The organism is Nonomuraea sp. NPDC003560 (assembly GCF_042878785.1).
Lineage (GTDB): Bacteria > Actinomycetota > Actinomycetes > Streptosporangiales > Streptosporangiaceae > Nonomuraea.
Window position 1 is genome coordinate 242,784 of the sequence record NZ_JBIAOF010000005.1, and the last position, 19,140, is coordinate 261,923.

The following is a 19,140-nucleotide window of genomic DNA, read 5'->3' on the forward strand; positions in this document are numbered from 1 at the left end:
AGCGCCGCCTATCGTGGCGGCATGACCGCCAAGCTGCCCGCGCCCGTGGTGCTGGAGAACGACGTCGTGCGCCTCGAACCGCTCACCCTGGACCACGTCCCCGACCTGTTCGCCGCCGGCGGCGGGGACGACGAGCTGTGGCGCTGGCTGCCGATCGCCACCCCGCGCACCGAGGACGATCTGGCCAGGGCGGCCCGCGAGCTCATCGGCGACGACCGGCACGTGCCGTTCACGGTGATCCCCAAGGAGACCGGACGGCCGGGCGGCTGGACCACCTACATCGACGTGCCCGGCTTCGACGACAGCGTCGAGATCGGCTGGACCTGGTACGGCCGCGCCCACTGGCGCACCGCGGTGAACACCAACTGCAAGCTGCTGCTGCTCGACCACGCCTTCGGCCTCGGATACAACCGGGTCCTGCTCAAGACCGACGTGCTGAACCTGCGCTCCCAGGCCGCCATCCGGCGCATCGGCGGCGTGCACGAGGGAACCCTGCGCCGCCACCGCAGAAGGCCCGACGGCACCTGGCGCGACACGGTCTATTTCGGCATCCTCGAAGAGGAATGGCCGGAGCACCGGGCTCGACTGAACCGCTGAACGGAAGGCGGCATCTAATCCCGCATGACTGATCGGCTGGGAGGCTACTGGCTCGGCGCCCGGCTCGACGGCGGCGGGCGGACCACCGTCCGCGAGGCCTACGACGAGTCGGGCGGTCGCCATGCCCTCCACCTGCCCGGACCGGGCGCGTACGCGACGGTCCCGCAGGTGCGCTCGGTGCACGCGGCGCGACTGGTCGAGGCGTGCCCGCAGGGCGATCCGCCGTACCTGGTCAGCGAGTACATCGAGGGGCCGACGCTGCGCCAGGTCGTCGAGCGGCACGGCCCCTTCGCCGGTGACGACCTCTACCGCCTGGCCGCCGCCACGGCCACCGCGCTGGCCGCGGTGCACGAGACCGGGGCGGTGCACGGGTCGCTCACGCCCGACAAGATCATCTTGGGCGCCGAGGGGCCGCGCCTGGTCGGGCTGGGGCTGGCCGACGCCGAGGCCGGCCCGGCGGACGACGTGCGGGCGTGGGGGCGCGTCCTGCTGTTCGCCGCGTACGGGCTCACCGAGCGATTAGGCAACGGGGAGCGCCTCGACCGGCTGTTACGCGGCCTGGTCGCCGCCGCGCTCCACGACGACCCCGAGCGGCGCCCGGACGCCCGCCACCTGCTCATGTCCCTGCTCGACGCCCCGCAGTCCCAGCTCGGCCGCCTGCTGCCGCCGGAGCCCATCGACGACCCGCCGCTCGGCGTCCGCGCCGAGGCCCTCTACCTCCAGCTCTGCCGGGCGGACCAGGATCTGGTGCCCGAGGTCTTCCTGCGCCTGGTCGGGCTCGACGAGTCCGGCGGCGACACCGTGGCCCCCGCCCTCCGCGACGACCTGGTCGCCGGACGCGCCCCCGACGAGGTGGCCGCGATCGACCGGGTGCTGGAGGCGTACGGGAAGGCCGGAATCCTGACGATCGGCGACCGGGGATCCCTCACGATCACCTACACGGCGCTGCTGCGGGCCTGGCCGCGCCTGCACGAATGGCTGGACGGCGAGCGGGAGGGCCTGGCCGTGCACCGGGAGCTGGCCAGGGCGGCCCGCGCCTGGGAGGCGGGCGGGCGCCGCGAGTCCGACCTCTACCAGGGCGAACCCCTCGACCGGGCGATGGCGTGGGCGGCCGGCGGGCGACGGCGGGTCACCCTGAGCCCCGGCGAGCAGACCTTCCTGGACGAGGGGCTCGCGCGGGCCCGCGGCGGCGCGCGCAGGCGCCGGAGGCTCGTGGTCGGGCTGCTGTCCGGCCTGTTGTCGGTCGCGCTGCTGGCGGCGCTGCTCGCGGTGTGGCAGCGCGGGGCCGCCGACGGGCGGCTGGAGCAGGCGATGGCCAAGGTCGCCGCGTCGCGGGCCGAGGCGCTGCGGGTGGCCGATCCGGTGACCGCGCGCCGGCTGAGCCTGGCGGCCTGGCGGCTGGCCCAGGTGCCGCAGGCGCGGCGGGCGCTGACGGCGGCGGCCGCCGACCCGGCTGTGGACGTCTTCACCGACCCGCAGGCCGGGCCGCGCTCGCTGTACGCGATCAGCGACGACGGCTCCCGGCTGGCCGCGCTGACCGACGACACGGTACGCGTCTACGACGTCCCCGGGCACCGGCGGCTGGCCGAGACGGCCGGTCCCGAGCAGAGCGTGCGGGCGATGGCCTGGTCCCCCGACGGGCGCACGCTGGCCTTCGTCGGCGTGGACCGGTCGTACCTGTGGGACACCGCGTCGGGGCAGGGCGTGGGGCCGCCGTTCGGGAGGGGGCTGGGGGCGCCGGGCGAGCAGTCGGCGTGGTTCAGCCCGGGCGGCGGGCTGCTGTTCGCGGCGGCCCGGCAGTCGGGCGAGCGGTGGGCCTGGGACCTGCGGGCCCGCCGGGCGGCCTTCGTCGGCGAGTACGCGGTGGCCGGTCCCGGCGATCGGGTGGCGCTGACGTTCGAGGGACGGCGCTCGGCGATCAGGCGCGGCGGCCGCGTCACGCCCGCGCCGTGGCTGGACCGGATGCCGTGGGAGTACACGACGTTCGCGCCGGACGGCGAGCGGGTGGCCATCGCCGAGGAGACCGGCATCCAGATCTACGACCTGGACGGCGTGCCCGTGCTCGGCACCCGGCTGCGCCCCTCCCCCGGCCACCTGCGCTTCAGCCCGGACGGGCGGCTGCTGGCCGGGACGGACAACGACCGGGTGCGGGTGTGGCGCGTCCCGGACCGCGTGCTGCTGGCCGAACGCCAGGTGCCGGTGGGCGGCGCGGACCGGCCGCCGCGGGCGGTGCTGGCGGACGACGGGCGTACGGCCCGCGTGCTGGCCGCCGGCGGGACGGTGCTCACGCTGGACCTGGCCCGCTCGCCCGCGGCCGGTGACCCGGCGTCGGCGGTGTGCGCCCGCTACGGGGGTCTGTCGGCCGCCGACTGGGCCCGGCATCTGCCCGAGGTGCCCTACCGGGCGACCTGCCCCGGCTGACCCTTGCCGATTCCGGCCGATCACGGGGTTACGCGAGTTTTTCTCGAATTCGTGGCGTGGATCTTGAACCAACCCCCTTGCCGGGCACGTAACCGTAGTCGTACGGTCACCGTGAGCTGTTGGTCGAAGAGAAGGAGAGTTCCCCCCGTATGGGCAGGCATGAGGCACCCCCCAAGGACGAGTCGCCGGAGGCCGGGTCCGGCGCGGCCGACGGCCACCGGGAGCCTCGCGGCAAACACGCGAGGGACGGCGAGGACGCGGGCGGCGAGGAGTAGGCCGCCCGAGGCCACGCATGGCCGACACGGGCGCCGGCGGTCCTATCCGCCGGCGCCCTCGCCACGCAGCATGCCGGTCAGCAGGTCGCGCAGCGCGAGGGTGAGCTCCTGCACAGAGGGCACGGAGCCCGCGCCGGCGATCGCGTCGAACATCAGCCCCTCCCCGAAGGCCACGAGCTGGCGAGCGTGGCGCACCGGGTCCTTCGACCCCAGGGCGGCCAGCATGGCGGGCGCCGGGTCGCGGAAGTGGCGGCCCGCCCGGTTGTAGATCTCGCGCAGCTCCGGACGCCTGGTGGCCTCCAGGGCCAGCTCGTAGCGGGCCAGGGTGCGCCTGCGGTCGTCGAGCTGCACGCGCACCGCCTCGGCCAGCCGGGCGGGCAGGTCGTCGAGGGTGAGCGGCACCGGCTCGTAGGCGATCGCCATGGCCTTCATCTCCAGCTCGGTGAGCCGGGACAGGGTCAGCTCCAGCAGGGCGGCCCGGGTGCGGGCCAGGTTGGACGTGGACCCGGGCGGCAGCCCGGCCGCCTCGTCCACGGCGCGGTGGGTGAGGCCGCGCATGCCCCGCTCGGCCAGCAGGGTGATGGCCGTGTCGGCGACGGCGTCAGCTCGTTTCACGGACCGAATACTACAGGGGTAGTGCGAGCGGACTACAGGCGTAGTACGCTGACACTACAGACGTAGTAACCAAGGAGGCGTCATGCCCAAGGCTGTGGTGATCGGTGGCGGCATCGGAGGGCTGGCCTGCGGCGTGGCCCTGCGCCGCAAGGGGTGGGAGGTGAGCGTCCTGGAGCGGGCGGCCGCCGTCGAGCCCGTCGGGTCGGGGCTGGCGGTCGCCGCCAACGCGCTCAAGGCGCTCGACACGCTGGGGTTGGGCGACCGGGTGCGCGAGCTGTCCACGGTGGAGGGGCCGCTCGGGGTGCGGCGGGCGGACGGCCGCTGGCTGACGCGTACCACCACCGATCACGCCGACGCCCGGTACGGGGACTCGGTGGTCGTCATGCTGCGGGCGACCCTCATGGACGTGCTCGCCGACGCCCTGGAACCGGGCGTCCTGCGGCTGGGCGTCACCGTGACGGGCGTGGAGGCCGAGCGCGGGATCGTCCGCACGGACGCGGGCGAGATCGAGGCCGACCTGGTCGTGGGCGCCGACGGCATCCGGTCGGCGACCCGGCGGGCGCTCTTCCCCGGCCATCCGGGGCCGGTGTACTCGGGGGTGACGGCGTGGCGGGCGCTCGTACCGCGGAACGGGCTGGAGATCCCCCGGTCGGAGAGCTGGGGCAGGGGGCTGGTGTTCGGCGTCCACCAGCTCACCGACGACCTGGTCTACCTGTACGCCACCGACCTGTCACCCGCCGGCGCCGCCCACGGGGACGAGCGGGAGGAGCTGCTGCGCAGGTTCGGCGGCTGGCACGAGCCGATCCCGGCGCTGCTCCGGGCCGCCGACCCGGCCCGGATCATCCGCAACGACGTCCACTACCTGAAGACGCCGCTGCCCGCCCTGCACCGGGGCAAGGTGGCGCTGGTGGGCGACGCGGCCCATCCGATGACCCCGAACCTGGGCCAGGGCGCCTGCCAGGCGCTGGAGGACGCCGTGGTGCTCGCGCACGTGGCGGACGGCGACCTGGCCGCCTACACCGCCGCGCGGCTGGCGCGCACGTCGGGGGTCGTGCGGCAGTCGATGACGATCTGCCGGGTCACCAAGCTGCGCAACCCGCTCGCGGTACGGCTGCGCGACCTCGCGGTGAGCGTGGCGGGCCGGCTCAGCCCGGAGCTGATGCTGCGTTCGATGGACGACGTGCTGGCCTGGCGTCCGCCGCTGGAGGCGGTCACTGACCGGACGCGGGCCGCCGACCGGTGACCGCGCCCTCGGACGCCGTCTCGGACGCCGTGTTGGACGCCGCCTTGGACGCCGTGTTGGACGCGGCCTCGGCGGCCACGGTCGCCGAGGTGAGCACCGGGGGCACGGGAGCGGGGGCCGGGGCCGGCTTGGAGTGGTCGGGGGTGAGGCGGCCGAGGGTGATCGTGCCGCCGATGGTCAGCGCCCCGGCCAGCAGGGCGGGGATGGCCGTGGACGGGCTGGCAGGCAGCGGTTCGCCGAGCAGGATCGCCCCCGCCAGCACCGACGTGATCGGGTCGATGACCTGGACGCCGGCGTAGGCGATGCCGAAGTAGCCGACCGCGTACGAGCGCTGGAGCAGCACCACCGCGCAGACCAGCAGCACCGGCACGGCCAGCGTGAACCAGTGGATCAGCCGCCCCCAGTCGCCCTCCAGCCCGCCGCCGACCACCCGGACGAACGTCGAGACGCTCGCCGTCACCACACCGGCGCCCACCGAGAGCAGCAGCGCCCGCGCGGGCCCGTGGAAGCGCCGCGCGAGCACCTGCGAGACCAGCGCGATCGCCGCGATGACGCCCAGGAAGGCGAGCGCGGCGCCGCTGCTCAGCCGGGGCGTGACGTTGTGCTGCGGCACCAGCAGCATGAGCCAGAGCAGGCCCACGGCCACGGCGATGGAGCCGAGGATCTCCGCCCGGTACGGTCTGCGCCCGTACATGAAGGCGGCCAGCGGCACCGCGAACACCAGGGTGGCCACGCTGATCGGCTGCACGGCCACCAGCGGCGCGAAGCTGAGCGCCACGGCGTGCAGGCACGCCCCGGTGAAGCCGATGACGCCGCCGATCCACCAGCGGGGGCGCCGGACCAGCTTGAGCGAGGCGCCCGCGGCCACGGCCTCGTACTGTTGGAGGGCGGCGCCGAGCGCGTATCCCAGCGCTCCGGCCAGCGCGATGAGCAGCCCGATCCAGGTCATCGGCGCCCACGCAGGGGCAGGGGTCCGTGCAGGAGCATTGCTCCAGCTTAAGAGCCGAGCGGAGCACTACCATCATTCTTTAGGCTGATAATTCGCCCAATTGGGGCCGCCACCTGCACGAACTTGTGGCTGATCCTTGAGCCCCCGCAGGGGCGTCGCGGAGCTTACGATTGCTCGGGAACCACGCAGAACAGGTGGCCCTCCGGGTCCTGCAGCACGATCCAGCGCGTGCCCTCCTCGGTGACGCCCGGCTGGAACTCCGGCTTGACCGCCCCGAGCGCGGTGTACTCCTCGACCGCCTTGTCCAGGTCGGGCACGCGGAAGTCGAGATGGAACTTCTTGTCGGCGCTGGGCCACTCGCCCGGCTTGTAACCGGGGACGCGGCCGAAGTAGATGTTCGTGGAGCCGTCGCCGATCGCCGCGTACTCCTCCTCCGAGTACTGGATCTCGAAGCCGGTCACCTCGTGGTAGAAGGCGGCCAGCTTCCGGGGGTCGTCGCAGTCGATGGTGAAGGCGATGAGCTTGGCTTTCGTCGTCATGCGTCCATGCTCGCAGGCGTACCTGTCATCTTCTGTCAGGTACGCCCGGCGGTTTCAGCCGCGGCGCGTGGCGGCGGTCACCCGCTTGAGGATCCGGTCCCATTCCGTGCCGAACGGGTTGTCCTGCACCAGGTACGTCCAGGTGGCCGACGGGCGCTTGAGGTCGGGCTCGGGGGCCTCGAACGACTCCAGCGAGCGGCGTTCGACCTCGGCCTGCAGCGCCTTGTACTCGGCCACGGCCTCCCGCTGGAACTCGTCGACCGGGCTCATCCGGCCCAGCGCGCGCAGGTGGATGCCCTCGCGCAGGTCGTTGAGGAAGGCCAGGTGCTCGGTCCAGCAGGTGTCGATGGCGTGCAGGACGATCTGGCGGGCCGTCTCGTCCCTGGTGTCCTCGGGCAGCTCGGCCCAGCGCTCGGGGTCGGCCTCGGCCAGCGCCTTGGCGGCGGCGTCGCCGTGGAGGACCTTGTCGCGCCATTCGAGGATCAGCTCACGCTGGTGTTCGAGCAGGCGGGTGTAGCGCCAGGTGTTGCGGTGGATCTCCAGGTTGACGCCCTCGGCCACCCGCTGGGCGTGGCCCACGATGTACGCCCCGCGCCGGTGGCGCACCAGGCCGTCGGGGTCGGCGGCGGGCGGCCGCTCGTCGGGGACGAACTGGGTGATCAGGTCGTCGGTCATGCTGACGAAGAACACCGAGCCGCCCGGGTCGCCCTGGCGGCCGGCCCGGCCGCGGAGCTGGTCGTCGAGGCGGCTGCTGGCGTGGCGGCCGGAGCCGATCACGTAGAGGCCGCCGAGCTCGGCCACGCCCTCGCCGAGCCGGATGTCGGTGCCGCGACCGGCCATCTGGGTGGAGACGGTGATCGCGCCGCGCTCGCCCGCCCTGGAGATGATCGCGGCCTCTTCGGCGTCGTTCTTGGCGTTGAGGACGACCGGCTCCATGCCGCGGCGCTGCAGGAGCTTGGCGAGGTTCTCCGACTCGGCCACGTCGAGGGTGCCGATGAGGATCGGCCGGCCCGTCTCGTGCACCTCCTGGATCTCCTCGACCAGCGCGGCGTCCTTGTCGGGGACGGTCGGGTAGATGCGGTCGGGCTCGTCCTGCCGCACGCACGGCCGGTTGGACGGGATGACCGCGACCTTGAGGCCGTAGAACTCGCCGAGCTGCTCGTTGACCGCGACGGCGGTGCCCGTCATGCCGCAGATCTGCGGATAGCGGCGGATCAGCCCCTGGACGGTGATCGAGTCGAGGATCTCGCCCTTCTCGCTCGGCGGCAGCGCCTCCTTGGCCTCCACGGCCGCCTGGAGGCCGTCGGGCCAGCGCTGCAGCAGCGCGACCCGGCCGCGCGAGGGGTTGATCAGCTGCACCCTGCCGTCGCGCACGATGTAGTCGACGTCGCGGGCGAGCAGCGCGTGGGCGTGCAGGGCGAGGTTGAGCTCGATGAGGGTGCCGGGCTCGTGCTCGTCGTAGAGCTCGACGCCGAGGATGTTCTCGACGCTGTCGGCGCCCTTGGGGGTGAGGTAGACGTTGCGCGCCTGCTCGTCGATCTCGTAGTGGTAGCCGCGGACGAGCGTGCGCACCAGCGCCGCCATCTCCGGCACCGCGTTGCCGGGGTCGGCCGCGCCGGCCATCACCAGCGGCACCCTGGCCTCGTCGACCAGCACGGAGTCGGCCTCGTCGATCAGCGCCACCTCGGGCGCGGGCACGACGATCTCGGCCGGGTCGGTGCGCAGCCGGTCGCGCAGCACGTCGAAGCCGATCTCGCTGACCGGCCCGTACGTGACGTCCTTGGCGTAGGCGGCCCGGCGCTCCTCCGGGGTGGAGTTCTGGTCGATCCAGCCCACGCTGACGCCGAGCGCCTCGTAGAGCGGGCCCATCCACTCGGCGTCGCGCCTGGCCAGGTAGTCGTTGACGGACATCACGTGGACGCGCTTGCCCTGCAACGCGTAGCCGGCGGCGGCCATGGCGCCCGACAGGGTCTTGCCCTCGCCGGTCGCCATCTCGGCCACCTTGCCGTCGAGCAGGGCGAGCGTGCCCAGCAACTGCACGTCGTACGGCCGCAGCCCGAGGGTGCGGTCGGCGGCCTCGCGCACGACGGCGCAGAACTCGGCCAGATCGTCCATGGCCGGCGTCGGCAGCTCGTCGAGCTTCCCGACCCGGCCGGCGCGCTCTTCGGCCGCCTTGACGATCTTCAGATAGGGGCTCAGGTTCACGCCGCCTGGACGATCCAGGAGGTTTCTGAATATTCCCTTTATCGAGGCCACAGTTCCTCCAACGCACGTTTCGCCGGCGCCGTTCCGTTATGCCGAAATGAGAGAACGGAGCGACGATACGGCAAGCGTCGCCGTACCGGACCTTAACTCATCACGGGCCCTGGACCTCACATCTCCGTTTCCGCTTTCAGCGCGAGAACGGCGACCGCGGCGAGCAGGAGCGCGCACCCGCCCCAGGCGAGCGGGGTCAGCCGCTCGCCGAACAGCAGGACGCCGATCAGCGCCGCCCCGGCCGCCTCGCCCAGCGAGATGATCGAGACCGTGGTGGCCGGCAACGCGGTGAGCGCCCGGAAGAACAGGCCGTAGGCCAGGGCGGTGGGCACCGCGCCCAGGTAGACCAGCAGCGCCACCGACGACACGCTCAGCTCGGGCAGCACGCCCGCGGGCAGGGCGAAGGGCGCCAGGCAGGCCGCCCCGACCGCGAACCCGCCGACCGCGGTGGCCTGCGGATCGGCCGCCCTGTGGTGCCGGGAGAAGAGCGTCACGCCGGCGTACCCGGCGGCCGACAGCAGGGCGTACCCGATGCCGGACAGAGAGCGGGTCTGGACGACGGACTCCCAGGTGAGCAGGACGAGCCCGACCGGCGCGGCGGCCAGCGAGGCGCGGGCGACCGGTCCGAGCGGCTCGCGCAGCAGCAGCCGCCCGCCGAGGGCGGTGAAGATCGGCGTCGCGCCCATGGTCACGACCGTCGCGACCGCGACGCCGGACCCGGCGATGGCCGCGAAGTACGCGGTCTGGTAGACGGCCATGCCGGCCCCGACCGGCAGGACGTGCCAGGTGAGCCGGCGCGGACGCGCCGCGCGGCGGGTGAGCGCGAGCAGGAAGGCGGCGCCGAGCAGGTAACGCCAGAGCGAGACGCCGACGGGGCCGAGGCGGCCCGACTCGAACAGCAGCGCGCCGGCGGCGCCACCGGTGCCCCAGGCCGTGGCGGCCACGGAGACGTAGACGGCGCCACGGCGGGCGGAGACAGGGGTCATGACAGGAGTTCTCCGGATGGAGTGGTTGGAATGGGCCCGTATGCGGGCAGCAACCACCCCCGGATCGGTCAGACCCGGAGAATCCTGAAACGCCGCCGCCCGCTAGAGGGCCGGCGGCGGGGAGCAGACGAGGAATCGACGCGGCATGGGCGTCACCCTAGCCGTCCGTCCGCCGCGAAGGCACCCGGGTTTCACGGCTTGCGGGCCACGCCGCCCAGCAGCAGCTCTTCCCAAGGGGCCAGCGGGCCGGGCAGCCGCTCGTCGGGGTGCCATTCGGGGAAGTGCACCACCCCCGGCTCGACCAGCACGAGACCGTCGAAGTACGCCTCGATCGCCGCGCGCTCGCGGAAGTGGCCGGTGCCCATGGTGGCCTGGAGCAGCGCCTCCAGGGCCTTGGCCTTGGGGTTGCCGGAGGCGAGCATGTTGGAGACGGCCAGGTGGCTGCCGGGGGCGAGTTCGGCGACGTACCGCCGGACCAGGCCGTGGGGGTCGTCGGCGTCGGGGAACAGGTGCAGCAGCCCGATGGCCAGCAGGGCCGTGGGCTGGTCGAGGTCGATCAGGCGGCCCAGCTCGGGGTGGCCGAGCACGGCGTCGACGTCGCGGGCGTCGGCGGTGATCGCGGTGGCGCCGGGGTTGCCGCTCAGGATGGCGCGGGCGTGCGGCTCGACCATGGGGTCGATGTCCACGTAGACGACCCTGGTACGGGGGTCGGCGAACTGGGCGACCTCGTGCGTGTTCTCGATGGTCGGCAGCCCGGCGCCGAGGTCGATGATCTGCCTGATGCCCGCCTCGCGGACGAGGAAGTCGACGATCCGGCCGATGAAGGCCCGGTTGCACCAGACGAGGTCGACCACCTCGGGCACGGCGTCCTTGAGCCGGCGCGCCACCGAGCGGTCGACGGAGAAGTTCTCCACGCCGCCGAGCAGGCAGTCGTGCACGCGGGCCACGCTGGGACGCGTGACGTCGACGCCCGGAGGGGCCCACTCCTGCGCCTCGCCGACGGTCATCCGGCCCCCTTTCCAGTCCGTGACGCGGATCGTAGCCGCCGCCACCGACGCTTTGTTGGGGGTTTACCGGAGTCTGTCCGGGTAGCGGAGGTCTTGCCCGAGAAAAGACGGAAGAAGAGAGGAAGAGAGCCCGATGGAGCTCTGGAACTATCGTCCTGACGTCTATGACCGCGGTCAGAGTCTGGATCTCGTGGGGTACCACGTCCAGGCGACCGACGGGAAGATCGGGTCCGTCGACGAGGCGACGTACGAGGTCGGCGAGAGCTACATCATCGTCGACACCGGTCCCTGGATCTTCGGCAAGAAGGTCATGCTGCCGGCGCAGGTCGTCACGCGCATCGACCCTCAGGAGCGCAACGTGCACGTCGCGCGCACCAAGGCCGAGATCAAGGACGCGCCCGAGTTCGACGAGGGCAGCTACAAGGAGACCGAGTACCGCACGCGGCTGGGTGACTACTACGGCCGCTACGGCGGGTGACCCTCGCAGTCTGCCCTAGAGGGAGGGCCGCGTCCGATCCGGGCGCGGCCCTCCGCCCGTTCCGGGCCGCCCTCCTCAGGGCTGCCGGGTCAGGGCTGCCGGGTCAGGGCCACCGGCTCTCGCCGCTGGCCACCACCGGCTCGCTCAGCACGCCCAGCCGCTCCAGCAGCGTCACGAACGTCGTCGCGTACGGCGAGTCGGCCACCACCGCCACCACCCGCGGCCAGTCCACCTGCTCGCGCAGCGCCCGCACCTGGGCCAGCAGGGAGCCGTAGTCGCAGGCGTGCTCCGACAGCGGCAGCAGCCACGAGATGACCAGGTCGGTGGCCTCCAGCACCGGCACGATCACCGCCGACGCCTTCAACGGCTCGGCCCGGTCCAGCAGCTCCTCGGTGATCTCATGGTCGGAGACCCGGAAGATCAGATCGACCAGCCGGCCCTCGTCGTATGCCTTGACCAGCCAGTCCTCCGGCGGTTTGGCGGTCTCGAAGCCCAGCCCGCGCAGGGCTTCCAAGGCGGCGGGCACGTCATGCTCGGTGAGCACGAAGTCCACGTCGTGCAAGGAGGGGGCGGCGCCTCTGGCGTAGGCCGCGCAGCCGCCGGCCAGCGCGAACTTCACCCCGGCGTCCTTCAGCCCGGAGCTGGCGCGCTTCAACGTGTCAAGGATGGCGTCAGTGACCGCATGACCATGGCTGCTCATGGTTCCGGGCTACCCTCACGATCGTCATGTAGACGTCGGGAACAGCCCAAGAGACAGCCCCGGGGACGGCGCGTAGAGGCAGGGGTTGAGGGTAGCGCCACACCCTATGACCGAGATGCTGGAGAAGACGGAACGGGCCTACGGCAACGGGCATGATCGTCCGCTGGGCGGCTACCTGGGCATCCTCGCCACGTACGGCGCGGGGGTGGCCGGGGCGGCGGCGGCCGCGGTGCTCACCAAGCGGAAGCTGCCCGAACGGGTCGGCGTCCTCGACCTCGCGCTCATGGCGGCCTGCACGCACAAGGTCTCCCGGCGCCTGGCCAAGGACCCGGTCATGAGCCCTCTGCGGGCGCCCTTCACCAGGTACGAGGGCCAGGGCGGCCCCTCGGAGGTCCAGGAGGAGCCGCGCGGGCCGATGGGCGAGCTGCTGGCCTGCCCGTTCTGCCTGGCCCAGTGGGCGGCCACCGCGTACGCCGTCGGCCTGGTCTTCGCCCCCAGGGTGACCAGGCTCGTCGGCGCCACGATGACCGCGGTGGCCATCTCCGACTGGCTGCAGCTCGGGTACGCCAAGCTGATGAAGTCGGCCGACTAGCTGTCAGCGCACTCTCGGGAGCACCTCGCGTTCGTAGAAGTCGAAGAACGCGTCCTGCTCCGTGCCGATCTGGTTGACGTAGACCTCGTCGAACCCCGCGTCCACGTACTCCTTGAGCGCCCGCGCGTGGACCTCGGGGTCGGGGCCGACCGGGCTGCCGCCCACGGCCTCGTCCTCGGTGACCGACTCGGCGAGCTGCTCGAAGTGGCGCGGCAGCGGCAGGATCTGCGACGCCTCCCCCTTGATCCCCTGGGTGGGCCACAGGCGGTGGACGGTCTTGCGCGCGGTGGCCTCGTCGGCGGCGTAGCACGCCTTGAGGCCGCCGAGCGCCGGTTTGCCCGCGCCGCCCGCCTCGCGGAAGCGCGTGACCGACTCGGCGTCCGGCGCGGTGGAGATGTAGCCGTCGGCCAGCCGGCCGGCCAGCGTCGTGGACTTCTCGCCGAACCCCGACATCAGGATGGGCACCGGCTCGTCGGGGAGCGTGTAGAGCCGGGCCGTGTCCACGCGGTAGTGGGCGCCCCGGTGGGTCACCAGCCTGCCGGTGAACAACTCGCGCATCAGCCCGACGGCCTCTTCGAGCATCTCCAGGCGCTCGCTGAGCGGCGGCCAGCGCGACTCGACGACGTGCTCGTTCAGCGCCTCGCCGGTGCCCACGCCGAGCCGGAAACGTCCGCCGGTGAGCGCTCCCGTGGTGGCGGCGGCCTGCGCGACGACGACCGGGTGCGTACGGATGAGGGGGCAGGTGACGGCGGTGGTGATGGGCAGGGAGGTCGCCTCGGCCAGCGCGCCGATCACGGACCAGACGAAGGGCGCCTGGCCCTGCTCGTCCAGCCAGGGGTGGAAGTGGTCGGAGATCCACAGAGCCGCGAAACCGGCGCGTTCGGCGGCTTTGGCCTGACGTACCAGTTCTTTGGGTCCGTGTTCCTCACACGACAAGAAATAGCCGAATGTCGTCATGAATCACCACCTGCCCGTTACGGCGGAGGAAAACATGTTACTGAGTCGCGCGTGGGGGCAGTTGCAGTCACATGGCTACTTTGCTTTGGATCATCGCCGTAATCCTCGTCATCTCCGGGATCTACGTGATTCTGGCCCGTCGCGACCTCCTCTGGGGGATCGTGCTCATCGTCCTCGGCTTCCTCGTGGGCCCGGGCGGGGTCAGCATCTTCAATGTGTAGGGCGCACGCCGCCCCGCACTCCGTCCGTGACAACCCGCTGGGCCGAACCTCGAGAACGGCCCAGCGGACCACCTAGTTTTGCCGAAATATCAGCACCACCAGCCCTCAATCCCGATTGATCGGGCATGGGGAGCGAGTGAGCAGATTTCCGCCGTTCAGCCGCTACGAGATGAACGCGGCTTCGGCACGGGTCCGTGAGCAACTTGTTCACGTACGCCGCCACCTGCGTACCCAGGCCATCCTCGACGAGGCCACGGCCCGCCTGGCCACCCGGCTCAACATCCGCCCAGGCGAGGCCGCCGAGCAACTCGCCAGGATGGCCCAGCACAGCGGTCTGGACCTGACCGAGGTCGCCAAGGGCATCGAACGGCCGTCCGAGCAGGTGCTCGAACGGCCCGAGGTGCCCGAGTGGGTACGCGGCATGCTGGCGGGCGTGCACGCCTCGGCCCTCTTCCTCACCCCCGTCCACGACGACGCGGGCCGCGTCGTGGACTTCCTCGTCCTGGCCGCGAACAAGCACGCCAGGACCCCCGCCGGGCGCACGGCCGACGAGCTGGCCGGGCGCCGCCTGCTCACGGTCAGCCCCGGCGTGGCCAGTTCCGGCCTGCTGGACGACTACATCGCCGTGTACGAGTCGGGCGAGTCCCTGCACCACATGCCGCTGGAGTTCGTCGAGGCCATGGACTACCGGCTGTGGCCGGCGACCCTGGCCGTGCGCGCCGCGCGCGTGGACGAGGGCCTGCTGGTGAGCTGGCGCATCCTCGACGACGAGGAGCTGCTGGTCTCCGGCTGGGAACGCGCCCAGCGCCTGGCCGAACTGGGCTGGGGCGAGTGGAACCTGGCGACCGAGCGCACCCTGTGGACGCCGCAGATGTACGAGATGTTCGGCCGCGCCCGCGCCGACGGCCCGATGCCCCTGGAGGAGCTGCCCGCCGTGGTGGTCGCCGAGGACCTGCCCGTCATGGACGAGCAGATCCGCACGCTGCTGGAGTTCCGCGAGGCCGTGGAGAACGAGTTCCGCATCCAGCACCGGCACGGCGTACGCCACCTGTGCGTCTACAGCGAGCCGATCCTCGACGGGGACGGCGTGCCGCTCAAGGTCCGCTGCCTGGTCCAGGACGTCACCAAGAACCGCCGCAGGGAACGCGCGCTGGCCGTGGCGCACGAGCAGGCGACCAAGGAGAAGGAACGGGCCGAGCAGGAGCACCGGATCACCGTCCAGCTGCAGAACACGATCCTGCCGATCCGCCGGGGCCTCATCCCGCTCCCGGGGCTCGCCGTCGGCGTGCGCTACCTGCCGAGCGAGGACCTGGCCAGGCTGGGCGGCGACTGGTTCAAGGCCCGGCTGATCACCGACGGCCGCGTGCTGCTGGCCATCGGCGACGCCATGGGCCACGGCCTGACCGCCGCGAGCATCATGCTGCAGATGCGCTCGGGGCTGGCCGGCCTGGCGTACACCGGCGCTCCCGCCGGTCAGCTCGCCACCTGGCTGAACGACCTCATCGTGCACTCCAACGAGGACGTCACCGTCACCGGAACCGCGATCATCGGCCACTTCGACCCCGAGCGCCGCACGTTCGCCTGGACCAACGCCGGGCACCTCGCGCCCGTCCTCATCAGGGACGGGCACGGGCAGGCCATCGACGGGGTCACCGGCACGCTACTGGGGGCCTTCGACGCGGCCGAGTACGACATGACCGTCACCCAGCTCGAACCCGGCGACACCCTGGTCCTGTACACCGACGGCGTCGTGGAGCGGCGCGGGCAGGACCTGGACGTCGGCATGGCCGCGCTCCTGCGGGCCTCGCGCTCGTGCGTGGGGGACGATCCCGAGCAGACGATCGACTGCCTGCTGCGGCGGCTCGGCGCCGACGACTCCACCGACGACGTGTGCGTGATCGCGGCACGCGTGTTGTGACGCCTGCGGGGTCAGTCGTCGTAGCCGTTGCCCGGCTCCTCCAGGCAGTAGACGCCGTACGCCCTGCCGAGGACGGGCAGGGCGACGTTGCGCACCCGGATGCCGCCCGAGGTCGTGCCCTTCTCCGTGCCCTTGTGGGCGTGCCCGTGCAGGATGAGGTCGGCGCCCGCCGTGTCCACCGCCTCGGCCAGCAGGTAGCTGCCGAGGAAGGGGTAGATCTCCAGCGGCTCGCCCTCCAGCGTCTCCTTGATCGGGGAGTAGTGGGACAGCACCACGCGCTGGTCGGCCACGAGCTCCTTGAGCGCGACCTTCCACGCCTCGGCGATGTAGCGCGTGTGGGAGATGAAGTTCTTGATCTCGCGCTCGCCGAACTCGCTGGCGCTCTTGCCGGCGAACCCGCCGCCGAACCCCTTGCCGCCGACCACGCCCAGCTTCCGGTCACCGCACTGGATCACCGTGCCGTCGTCGTCGAGCACGATGACGCCGGCGTCGCGCAGCTCGGCGGCGATCTCGTACTGCAGATCGGAGTGGTAGTCGTGGTTGCCCAGGACCGCCACGGTGGGGATGGGCAGGCCGCGCAGCTCGTCGGCCACGACCCGGCCCTCCTCCAGCGTGCCGTGCCGGGTGAGGTCTCCCGCGACCATGAACACGTCGGCACGTTCCTCGATGCCCTCAAGCCTGCGCCGGTACTGGCCTCTGACGTCCTCGCCCAGGTGGATGTCGCCCACCGCCGCTATTCGCAGGTCAGTCAAGATGCTCATCCTCCCCCGGCACCGAGACGTCGACCACGCGTATCTCGTTGTGCAGGTGCAGCTGGGGCGCGATCTCCCGCGCCACCTGGCCGAGCCTGTCGCGCTGCTCGGCTCCGCTCACCTGACCACGCAGGAACAACTGGTCGCCGCGGACGTCGACCCGGATGCCCAGCTCGTTCGTGCGTCCGTCCTCGGCCAGCGCCTGTTGGACGCGGGCCGCGACGTACTGCGGAGCTTCCATCGCTTGCCTCCTTCTATTGTCGCCGCATGCCCGGGGATTAACGGCTCAAACGGCGCGAATAAGGTCTATAACGGCCCGTTCCACCGTCCCGTGGGTGGCGAGCTGCCCGTAATCGGCGTCCGCTCCGAGCTCGGTGAGGGCCCCGGCGATCGTCCTGTCCTGGTCGTACGCCTCCACCACCCGCGGGTCCACGTACGACGCCCGCGCCACGGTCGGCGTGTTGCCCAGATACTCGGCCACCTCCCGCATCACCCGGGTGACCGCCCGCTTCCTGGCGGTGCCGTTCCCCCGCGCGTGCTTGGAGACCGCCAGGCCCACCGCGGCCAGGACGGTCGCGTGCCAGGTGCGGAAGTCCTTGGCGGTGACCTCGCAGCCGACCAGTTCGCGCAGGTAGTCGTTGATGTCCTCGCTCCTGACGTCGCCCCAGCCGCCTTCCGGGCGGCGGTAGCGGAGCAGCTCGCCCTCCGCGCCGAGCGCCTTGAGCGAACGCAGCACCGTGCAGGCTCCGGGATCGGCCACCACGACCTCGCGGGAGATGTCTCCCTTGGCCTGGTAGGCGCAGGTCACGACGCCGTTGCTGCAGGTCACGTGGTCCATCCGCAGGGTGGCCAGGCCGTAGGTGTCGTAACTCTCGCCGCCGATCCTGAAGAAGCCGACGTCCAGCAGGCGGGCGGCGGCGGCCAGCACCCGGTCCCGGGTCAGGCCGCGGCCCTTGAGGCGGTCGTCCACGGCCTTGCGGAACGCGGGCAGGCGCTCGGCCACCTCCAGCACGTGGTCGAACTTCGCCTTGTCCTGCTGCTCGCGCCAGAGGTCGTGGTAGCGGTACTGCCGGCGTCCGGCCGCGTCCACGCCGACGGCCTGGAGGTGGCCGTACGGGGAGGGGCAGATCCAGACGTCCTTCCACGCCGGGGGGATGACGAGCGACCTGATGCGCTCCAGCGTCGCCTTGTCGCGCACCGGCCGCCCGTCCGGTCCTTCGTAGCTGAACCCGCGCCCGCGACGGCGCCGGACGATCCCCGGCTCACTCTGGTCACTGGGATGTAGCTCGGGCACGCAGGGCGGCTACCCAGCACGTTAGGCAACAAACAGGACGGGCAGGTGAGCGGCATGCCTGAGAACACGGATGACGGTAGATGGCACGAAGAGGGTGACCGGAAGGGCCACCCCATGGTGCCCGCCACACCGCGCGACGTGGTGCACATCAGGGTGGGATCGTTCATCCTGGTGTTCCTCTTCGCGTTCACGGTGCTGGGACTCATAGCAGGCGCGCCGGTGATGGCAGGGATCGCGATCGTGCTGTTCATCATCACGATCGTCGACATCGCCCTGGCGATCCGGCGGCAGAAGGACCGAAACACGGGAGAGGCAGGCTGACAACCGACATGGCATCCCTTCGAGGACGCGTGGTAGTGGTGACGGGCGCGAGCGGCGGGGTCGGGCGGGCGGTGGTGCGCGAGCTGGGCGCTCGCGGCGCTCGGGTGGCCCTGATCGCCCGCGGCACGGCGGGCCTGGGCGCGGCCGCCGTGGACGTGGGAACCGCGGGCGGGGACGCGAAGGTCTACGAGGCGGACGTGGCGGACTACGAGCAGGTGAAGGCGGCGGCGGAGCGCGTCGAGGCGGAGATGGGACCGATCTCGACCTGGATCAACACCGCCTTTTCCTCAGTATTCGCCAAGTTCACCGATATTTCGCCAGATGAGTACGCTCGTACCACTTCGGTGACGTATCTCGGTTATGTGTGGGGAACCAAGGTCGCCCTCGACCTCATGGGCCCTCGCAACGCCGGGACCATCGTCCAGGTCGGCTCGGCCCTGAGCCATCGCGGCATCCCCCTCCAGTCGGCGTACTGCGGGGCAAAGCACGCCATCAAGGGCTTCACCGAGTCGCTGCGCACCGAGCTCCTGGCCGACCGGAGCGGCATCGACGTCACGCTGGTCCAGCTCCCCGCGGTCAACACCCCTCAGTTCGAGTGGGTCCTGTCCAAGCTGCGGCGGCACCCCCAGCCCGTACCCCCGATCTACCAGCCGGAGGTCGCGGCGCGCGCCATCGTGTACGCCGCCGAGCACCCCGGACGCAAGGAATACTGGGTGGGCGCCAGCACCGCGGCCACCCTCATGGCCCAGCGCGTCGCCCCCGCCCTGGTGGACCGGTACCTGGCCAGGACCGGCATCCAGTCCCAGCAGACGGACGAGAAGCAGCCGAGCGGGGTGTCGAACCTCTGGGAGCCGGCCGACGAGGACAAGGACTACGGGGCGCACGGCACGTTCGACCGGCGCTCCCACGGTCACAGCCCGCAGGTGTGGCTCTCCCAGCACCGGCGGGCGGTGATGGCGGCTGTGGGGGGTGTGGCCGCGGCGGTCACGGTGGCCCGCCGGCTCGCTCGCTGACCGGGG

Annotated in this window: 21 protein-coding genes; 10 read left to right on the forward strand and 11 right to left on the reverse strand. The window is 72.0% G+C overall.

What is annotated here, in order from left to right; translation table 11 throughout:
- Positions 1-21: 21 nt before the first annotated feature.
- From ACFYUV_RS21755 to ACFYUV_RS21765, 3 genes are all read left to right on the forward strand, one after another.
- A complete protein-coding gene (locus ACFYUV_RS21755) occupies positions 22-597 on the forward strand; it encodes a GNAT family N-acetyltransferase (protein WP_387670848.1) in 576 nt (191 codons plus the stop codon).
- 24 nt (positions 598-621) lie between these two features.
- A complete protein-coding gene (locus tag ACFYUV_RS21760) occupies positions 622-3,018 on the forward strand; it encodes a hypothetical protein (protein WP_387670850.1) in 2,397 nt (798 codons plus the stop codon).
- 149 nt (positions 3,019-3,167) lie between these two features.
- Positions 3,168-3,293, forward strand: coding sequence for a hypothetical protein (locus ACFYUV_RS21765; protein ID WP_358288272.1), 126 nt, complete (start codon positions 3,168-3,170; stop codon positions 3,291-3,293).
- Positions 3,294-3,335: 42 nt separating this feature from the next.
- On the opposite strand, the gene ACFYUV_RS21770 is transcribed toward ACFYUV_RS21765, so the two are convergent.
- The gene (locus ACFYUV_RS21770) at positions 3,336-3,908 is read right to left on the reverse strand and encodes a TetR/AcrR family transcriptional regulator (RefSeq protein WP_387670852.1); all 573 of its coding nucleotides are present in this window, start codon (positions 3,906-3,908) and stop codon (positions 3,336-3,338) included.
- An 82-nt stretch (positions 3,909-3,990) separates the two neighbouring features.
- Here ACFYUV_RS21770 and ACFYUV_RS21775 point away from each other — a divergent pair, with 82 nt between their 5' ends.
- Positions 3,991-5,151 carry an FAD-dependent monooxygenase gene (locus ACFYUV_RS21775; protein ID WP_387670854.1) on the forward strand — a complete coding sequence of 387 codons (1,161 nt, stop codon included), beginning with the start codon at positions 3,991-3,993 and terminating at the stop codon, positions 5,149-5,151.
- Here ACFYUV_RS21775 and ACFYUV_RS21780 read toward each other — a convergent pair.
- The 5 genes from ACFYUV_RS21780 to ACFYUV_RS21800 form a co-directional block, all read right to left on the reverse strand.
- The gene (locus tag ACFYUV_RS21780) at positions 5,120-6,100 is read right to left on the reverse strand and encodes a DMT family transporter (RefSeq protein ID WP_387670856.1); all 981 of its coding nucleotides are present in this window, start codon (positions 6,098-6,100) and stop codon (positions 5,120-5,122) included. The genes ACFYUV_RS21775 and ACFYUV_RS21780 overlap by 32 nt on opposite strands.
- A gap of 164 nt (positions 6,101-6,264) precedes the next feature.
- The gene (locus tag ACFYUV_RS21785; RefSeq protein ID WP_352319548.1) at positions 6,265-6,639 is read right to left on the reverse strand and encodes a VOC family protein; all 375 of its coding nucleotides are present in this window, start codon (positions 6,637-6,639) and stop codon (positions 6,265-6,267) included.
- A 54-nt stretch (positions 6,640-6,693) separates the two neighbouring features.
- Positions 6,694-8,844 (reverse strand): accessory Sec system translocase SecA2, encoded by a 2,151-nt coding sequence (gene secA2, locus ACFYUV_RS21790; protein WP_387670858.1) that lies wholly within the window; start codon positions 8,842-8,844, stop codon positions 6,694-6,696.
- A 167-nt stretch (positions 8,845-9,011) separates the two neighbouring features.
- Positions 9,012-9,881, reverse strand: a complete 870-nt coding sequence (locus ACFYUV_RS21795) for a DMT family transporter (protein ID WP_387670860.1) — start codon at positions 9,879-9,881, stop codon at positions 9,012-9,014.
- A 191-nt stretch (positions 9,882-10,072) separates the two neighbouring features.
- Positions 10,073-10,888, reverse strand: coding sequence for an SAM-dependent methyltransferase (locus ACFYUV_RS21800; protein ID WP_387670862.1), 816 nt, complete (start codon positions 10,886-10,888; stop codon positions 10,073-10,075).
- Positions 10,889-11,078: 190 nt separating this feature from the next.
- On the opposite strand from ACFYUV_RS21800, the gene ACFYUV_RS21805 reads away from it, so the two are divergent.
- Positions 11,079-11,366 (forward strand): PRC-barrel domain containing protein, encoded by a 288-nt coding sequence (locus ACFYUV_RS21805; protein WP_364330124.1) that lies wholly within the window; start codon positions 11,079-11,081, stop codon positions 11,364-11,366.
- A gap of 103 nt (positions 11,367-11,469) precedes the next feature.
- Here the strand turns inward: ACFYUV_RS21805 and ACFYUV_RS21810 are convergent, their stop codons facing one another.
- Positions 11,470-12,021 carry a nucleotidyltransferase gene (locus ACFYUV_RS21810; protein ID WP_352319540.1) on the reverse strand — a complete coding sequence of 184 codons (552 nt, stop codon included), beginning with the start codon at positions 12,019-12,021 and terminating at the stop codon, positions 11,470-11,472.
- A gap of 151 nt (positions 12,022-12,172) precedes the next feature.
- On the opposite strand from ACFYUV_RS21810, the gene ACFYUV_RS21815 reads away from it, so the two are divergent.
- On the forward strand, positions 12,173-12,658 hold the full coding sequence (locus tag ACFYUV_RS21815; RefSeq protein WP_358288293.1) for a DUF1360 domain-containing protein: 486 nt from the start codon (positions 12,173-12,175) through the stop codon (positions 12,656-12,658).
- 3 nt (positions 12,659-12,661) lie between these two features.
- Here ACFYUV_RS21815 and ACFYUV_RS21820 read toward each other — a convergent pair whose 3' ends face one another.
- The gene (locus tag ACFYUV_RS21820; protein ID WP_364330130.1) at positions 12,662-13,615 is read right to left on the reverse strand and encodes a TIGR03557 family F420-dependent LLM class oxidoreductase; all 954 of its coding nucleotides are present in this window, start codon (positions 13,613-13,615) and stop codon (positions 12,662-12,664) included.
- Positions 13,616-13,686: 71 nt separating this feature from the next.
- Here ACFYUV_RS21820 and ACFYUV_RS21825 point away from each other — a divergent pair, with 71 nt between their 5' ends.
- Positions 13,687-13,836, forward strand: a complete 150-nt coding sequence (locus ACFYUV_RS21825) for a GPGG-motif small membrane protein (RefSeq protein ID WP_165959640.1) — start codon at positions 13,687-13,689, stop codon at positions 13,834-13,836.
- Positions 13,837-13,972: 136 nt separating this feature from the next.
- A complete protein-coding gene (locus tag ACFYUV_RS21830; RefSeq protein ID WP_387670865.1) occupies positions 13,973-15,754 on the forward strand; it encodes a PP2C family protein-serine/threonine phosphatase in 1,782 nt (593 codons plus the stop codon).
- A gap of 11 nt (positions 15,755-15,765) precedes the next feature.
- Here the strand turns inward: ACFYUV_RS21830 and ACFYUV_RS21835 are convergent, their stop codons facing one another.
- Genes ACFYUV_RS21835 through ACFYUV_RS21845 form a run of 3 tightly spaced genes read right to left on the reverse strand, consistent with a single transcriptional unit; the run spans position 15,766 to position 17,800 of the window.
- Positions 15,766-16,506: a metallophosphoesterase gene (locus ACFYUV_RS21835; protein WP_387670867.1), complete on the reverse strand. Its 741-nt coding sequence runs from the start codon at positions 16,504-16,506 to the stop codon at positions 15,766-15,768.
- Positions 16,499-16,747 (reverse strand): BON domain-containing protein, encoded by a 249-nt coding sequence (locus ACFYUV_RS21840; RefSeq protein WP_387670869.1) that lies wholly within the window; start codon positions 16,745-16,747, stop codon positions 16,499-16,501. The genes ACFYUV_RS21835 and ACFYUV_RS21840 overlap by 8 nt, the downstream gene beginning before the upstream one ends.
- A 45-nt stretch (positions 16,748-16,792) precedes the next feature.
- Positions 16,793-17,800 carry a DNA topoisomerase IB gene (locus ACFYUV_RS21845; protein WP_387670870.1) on the reverse strand — a complete coding sequence of 336 codons (1,008 nt, stop codon included), beginning with the start codon at positions 17,798-17,800 and terminating at the stop codon, positions 16,793-16,795.
- Positions 17,801-17,854: 54 nt separating this feature from the next.
- Between ACFYUV_RS21845 and ACFYUV_RS21850 the strand changes: the two genes are divergently transcribed.
- Positions 17,855-18,121, forward strand: a complete 267-nt coding sequence (locus ACFYUV_RS21850) for a hypothetical protein (protein ID WP_352319527.1) — start codon at positions 17,855-17,857, stop codon at positions 18,119-18,121.
- 8 nt (positions 18,122-18,129) lie between these two features.
- Positions 18,130-19,134 (forward strand): SDR family oxidoreductase, encoded by a 1,005-nt coding sequence (locus tag ACFYUV_RS21855; RefSeq protein WP_387670872.1) that lies wholly within the window; start codon positions 18,130-18,132, stop codon positions 19,132-19,134.
- The last annotated feature ends 6 nt before the right edge of the window (positions 19,135-19,140 follow it).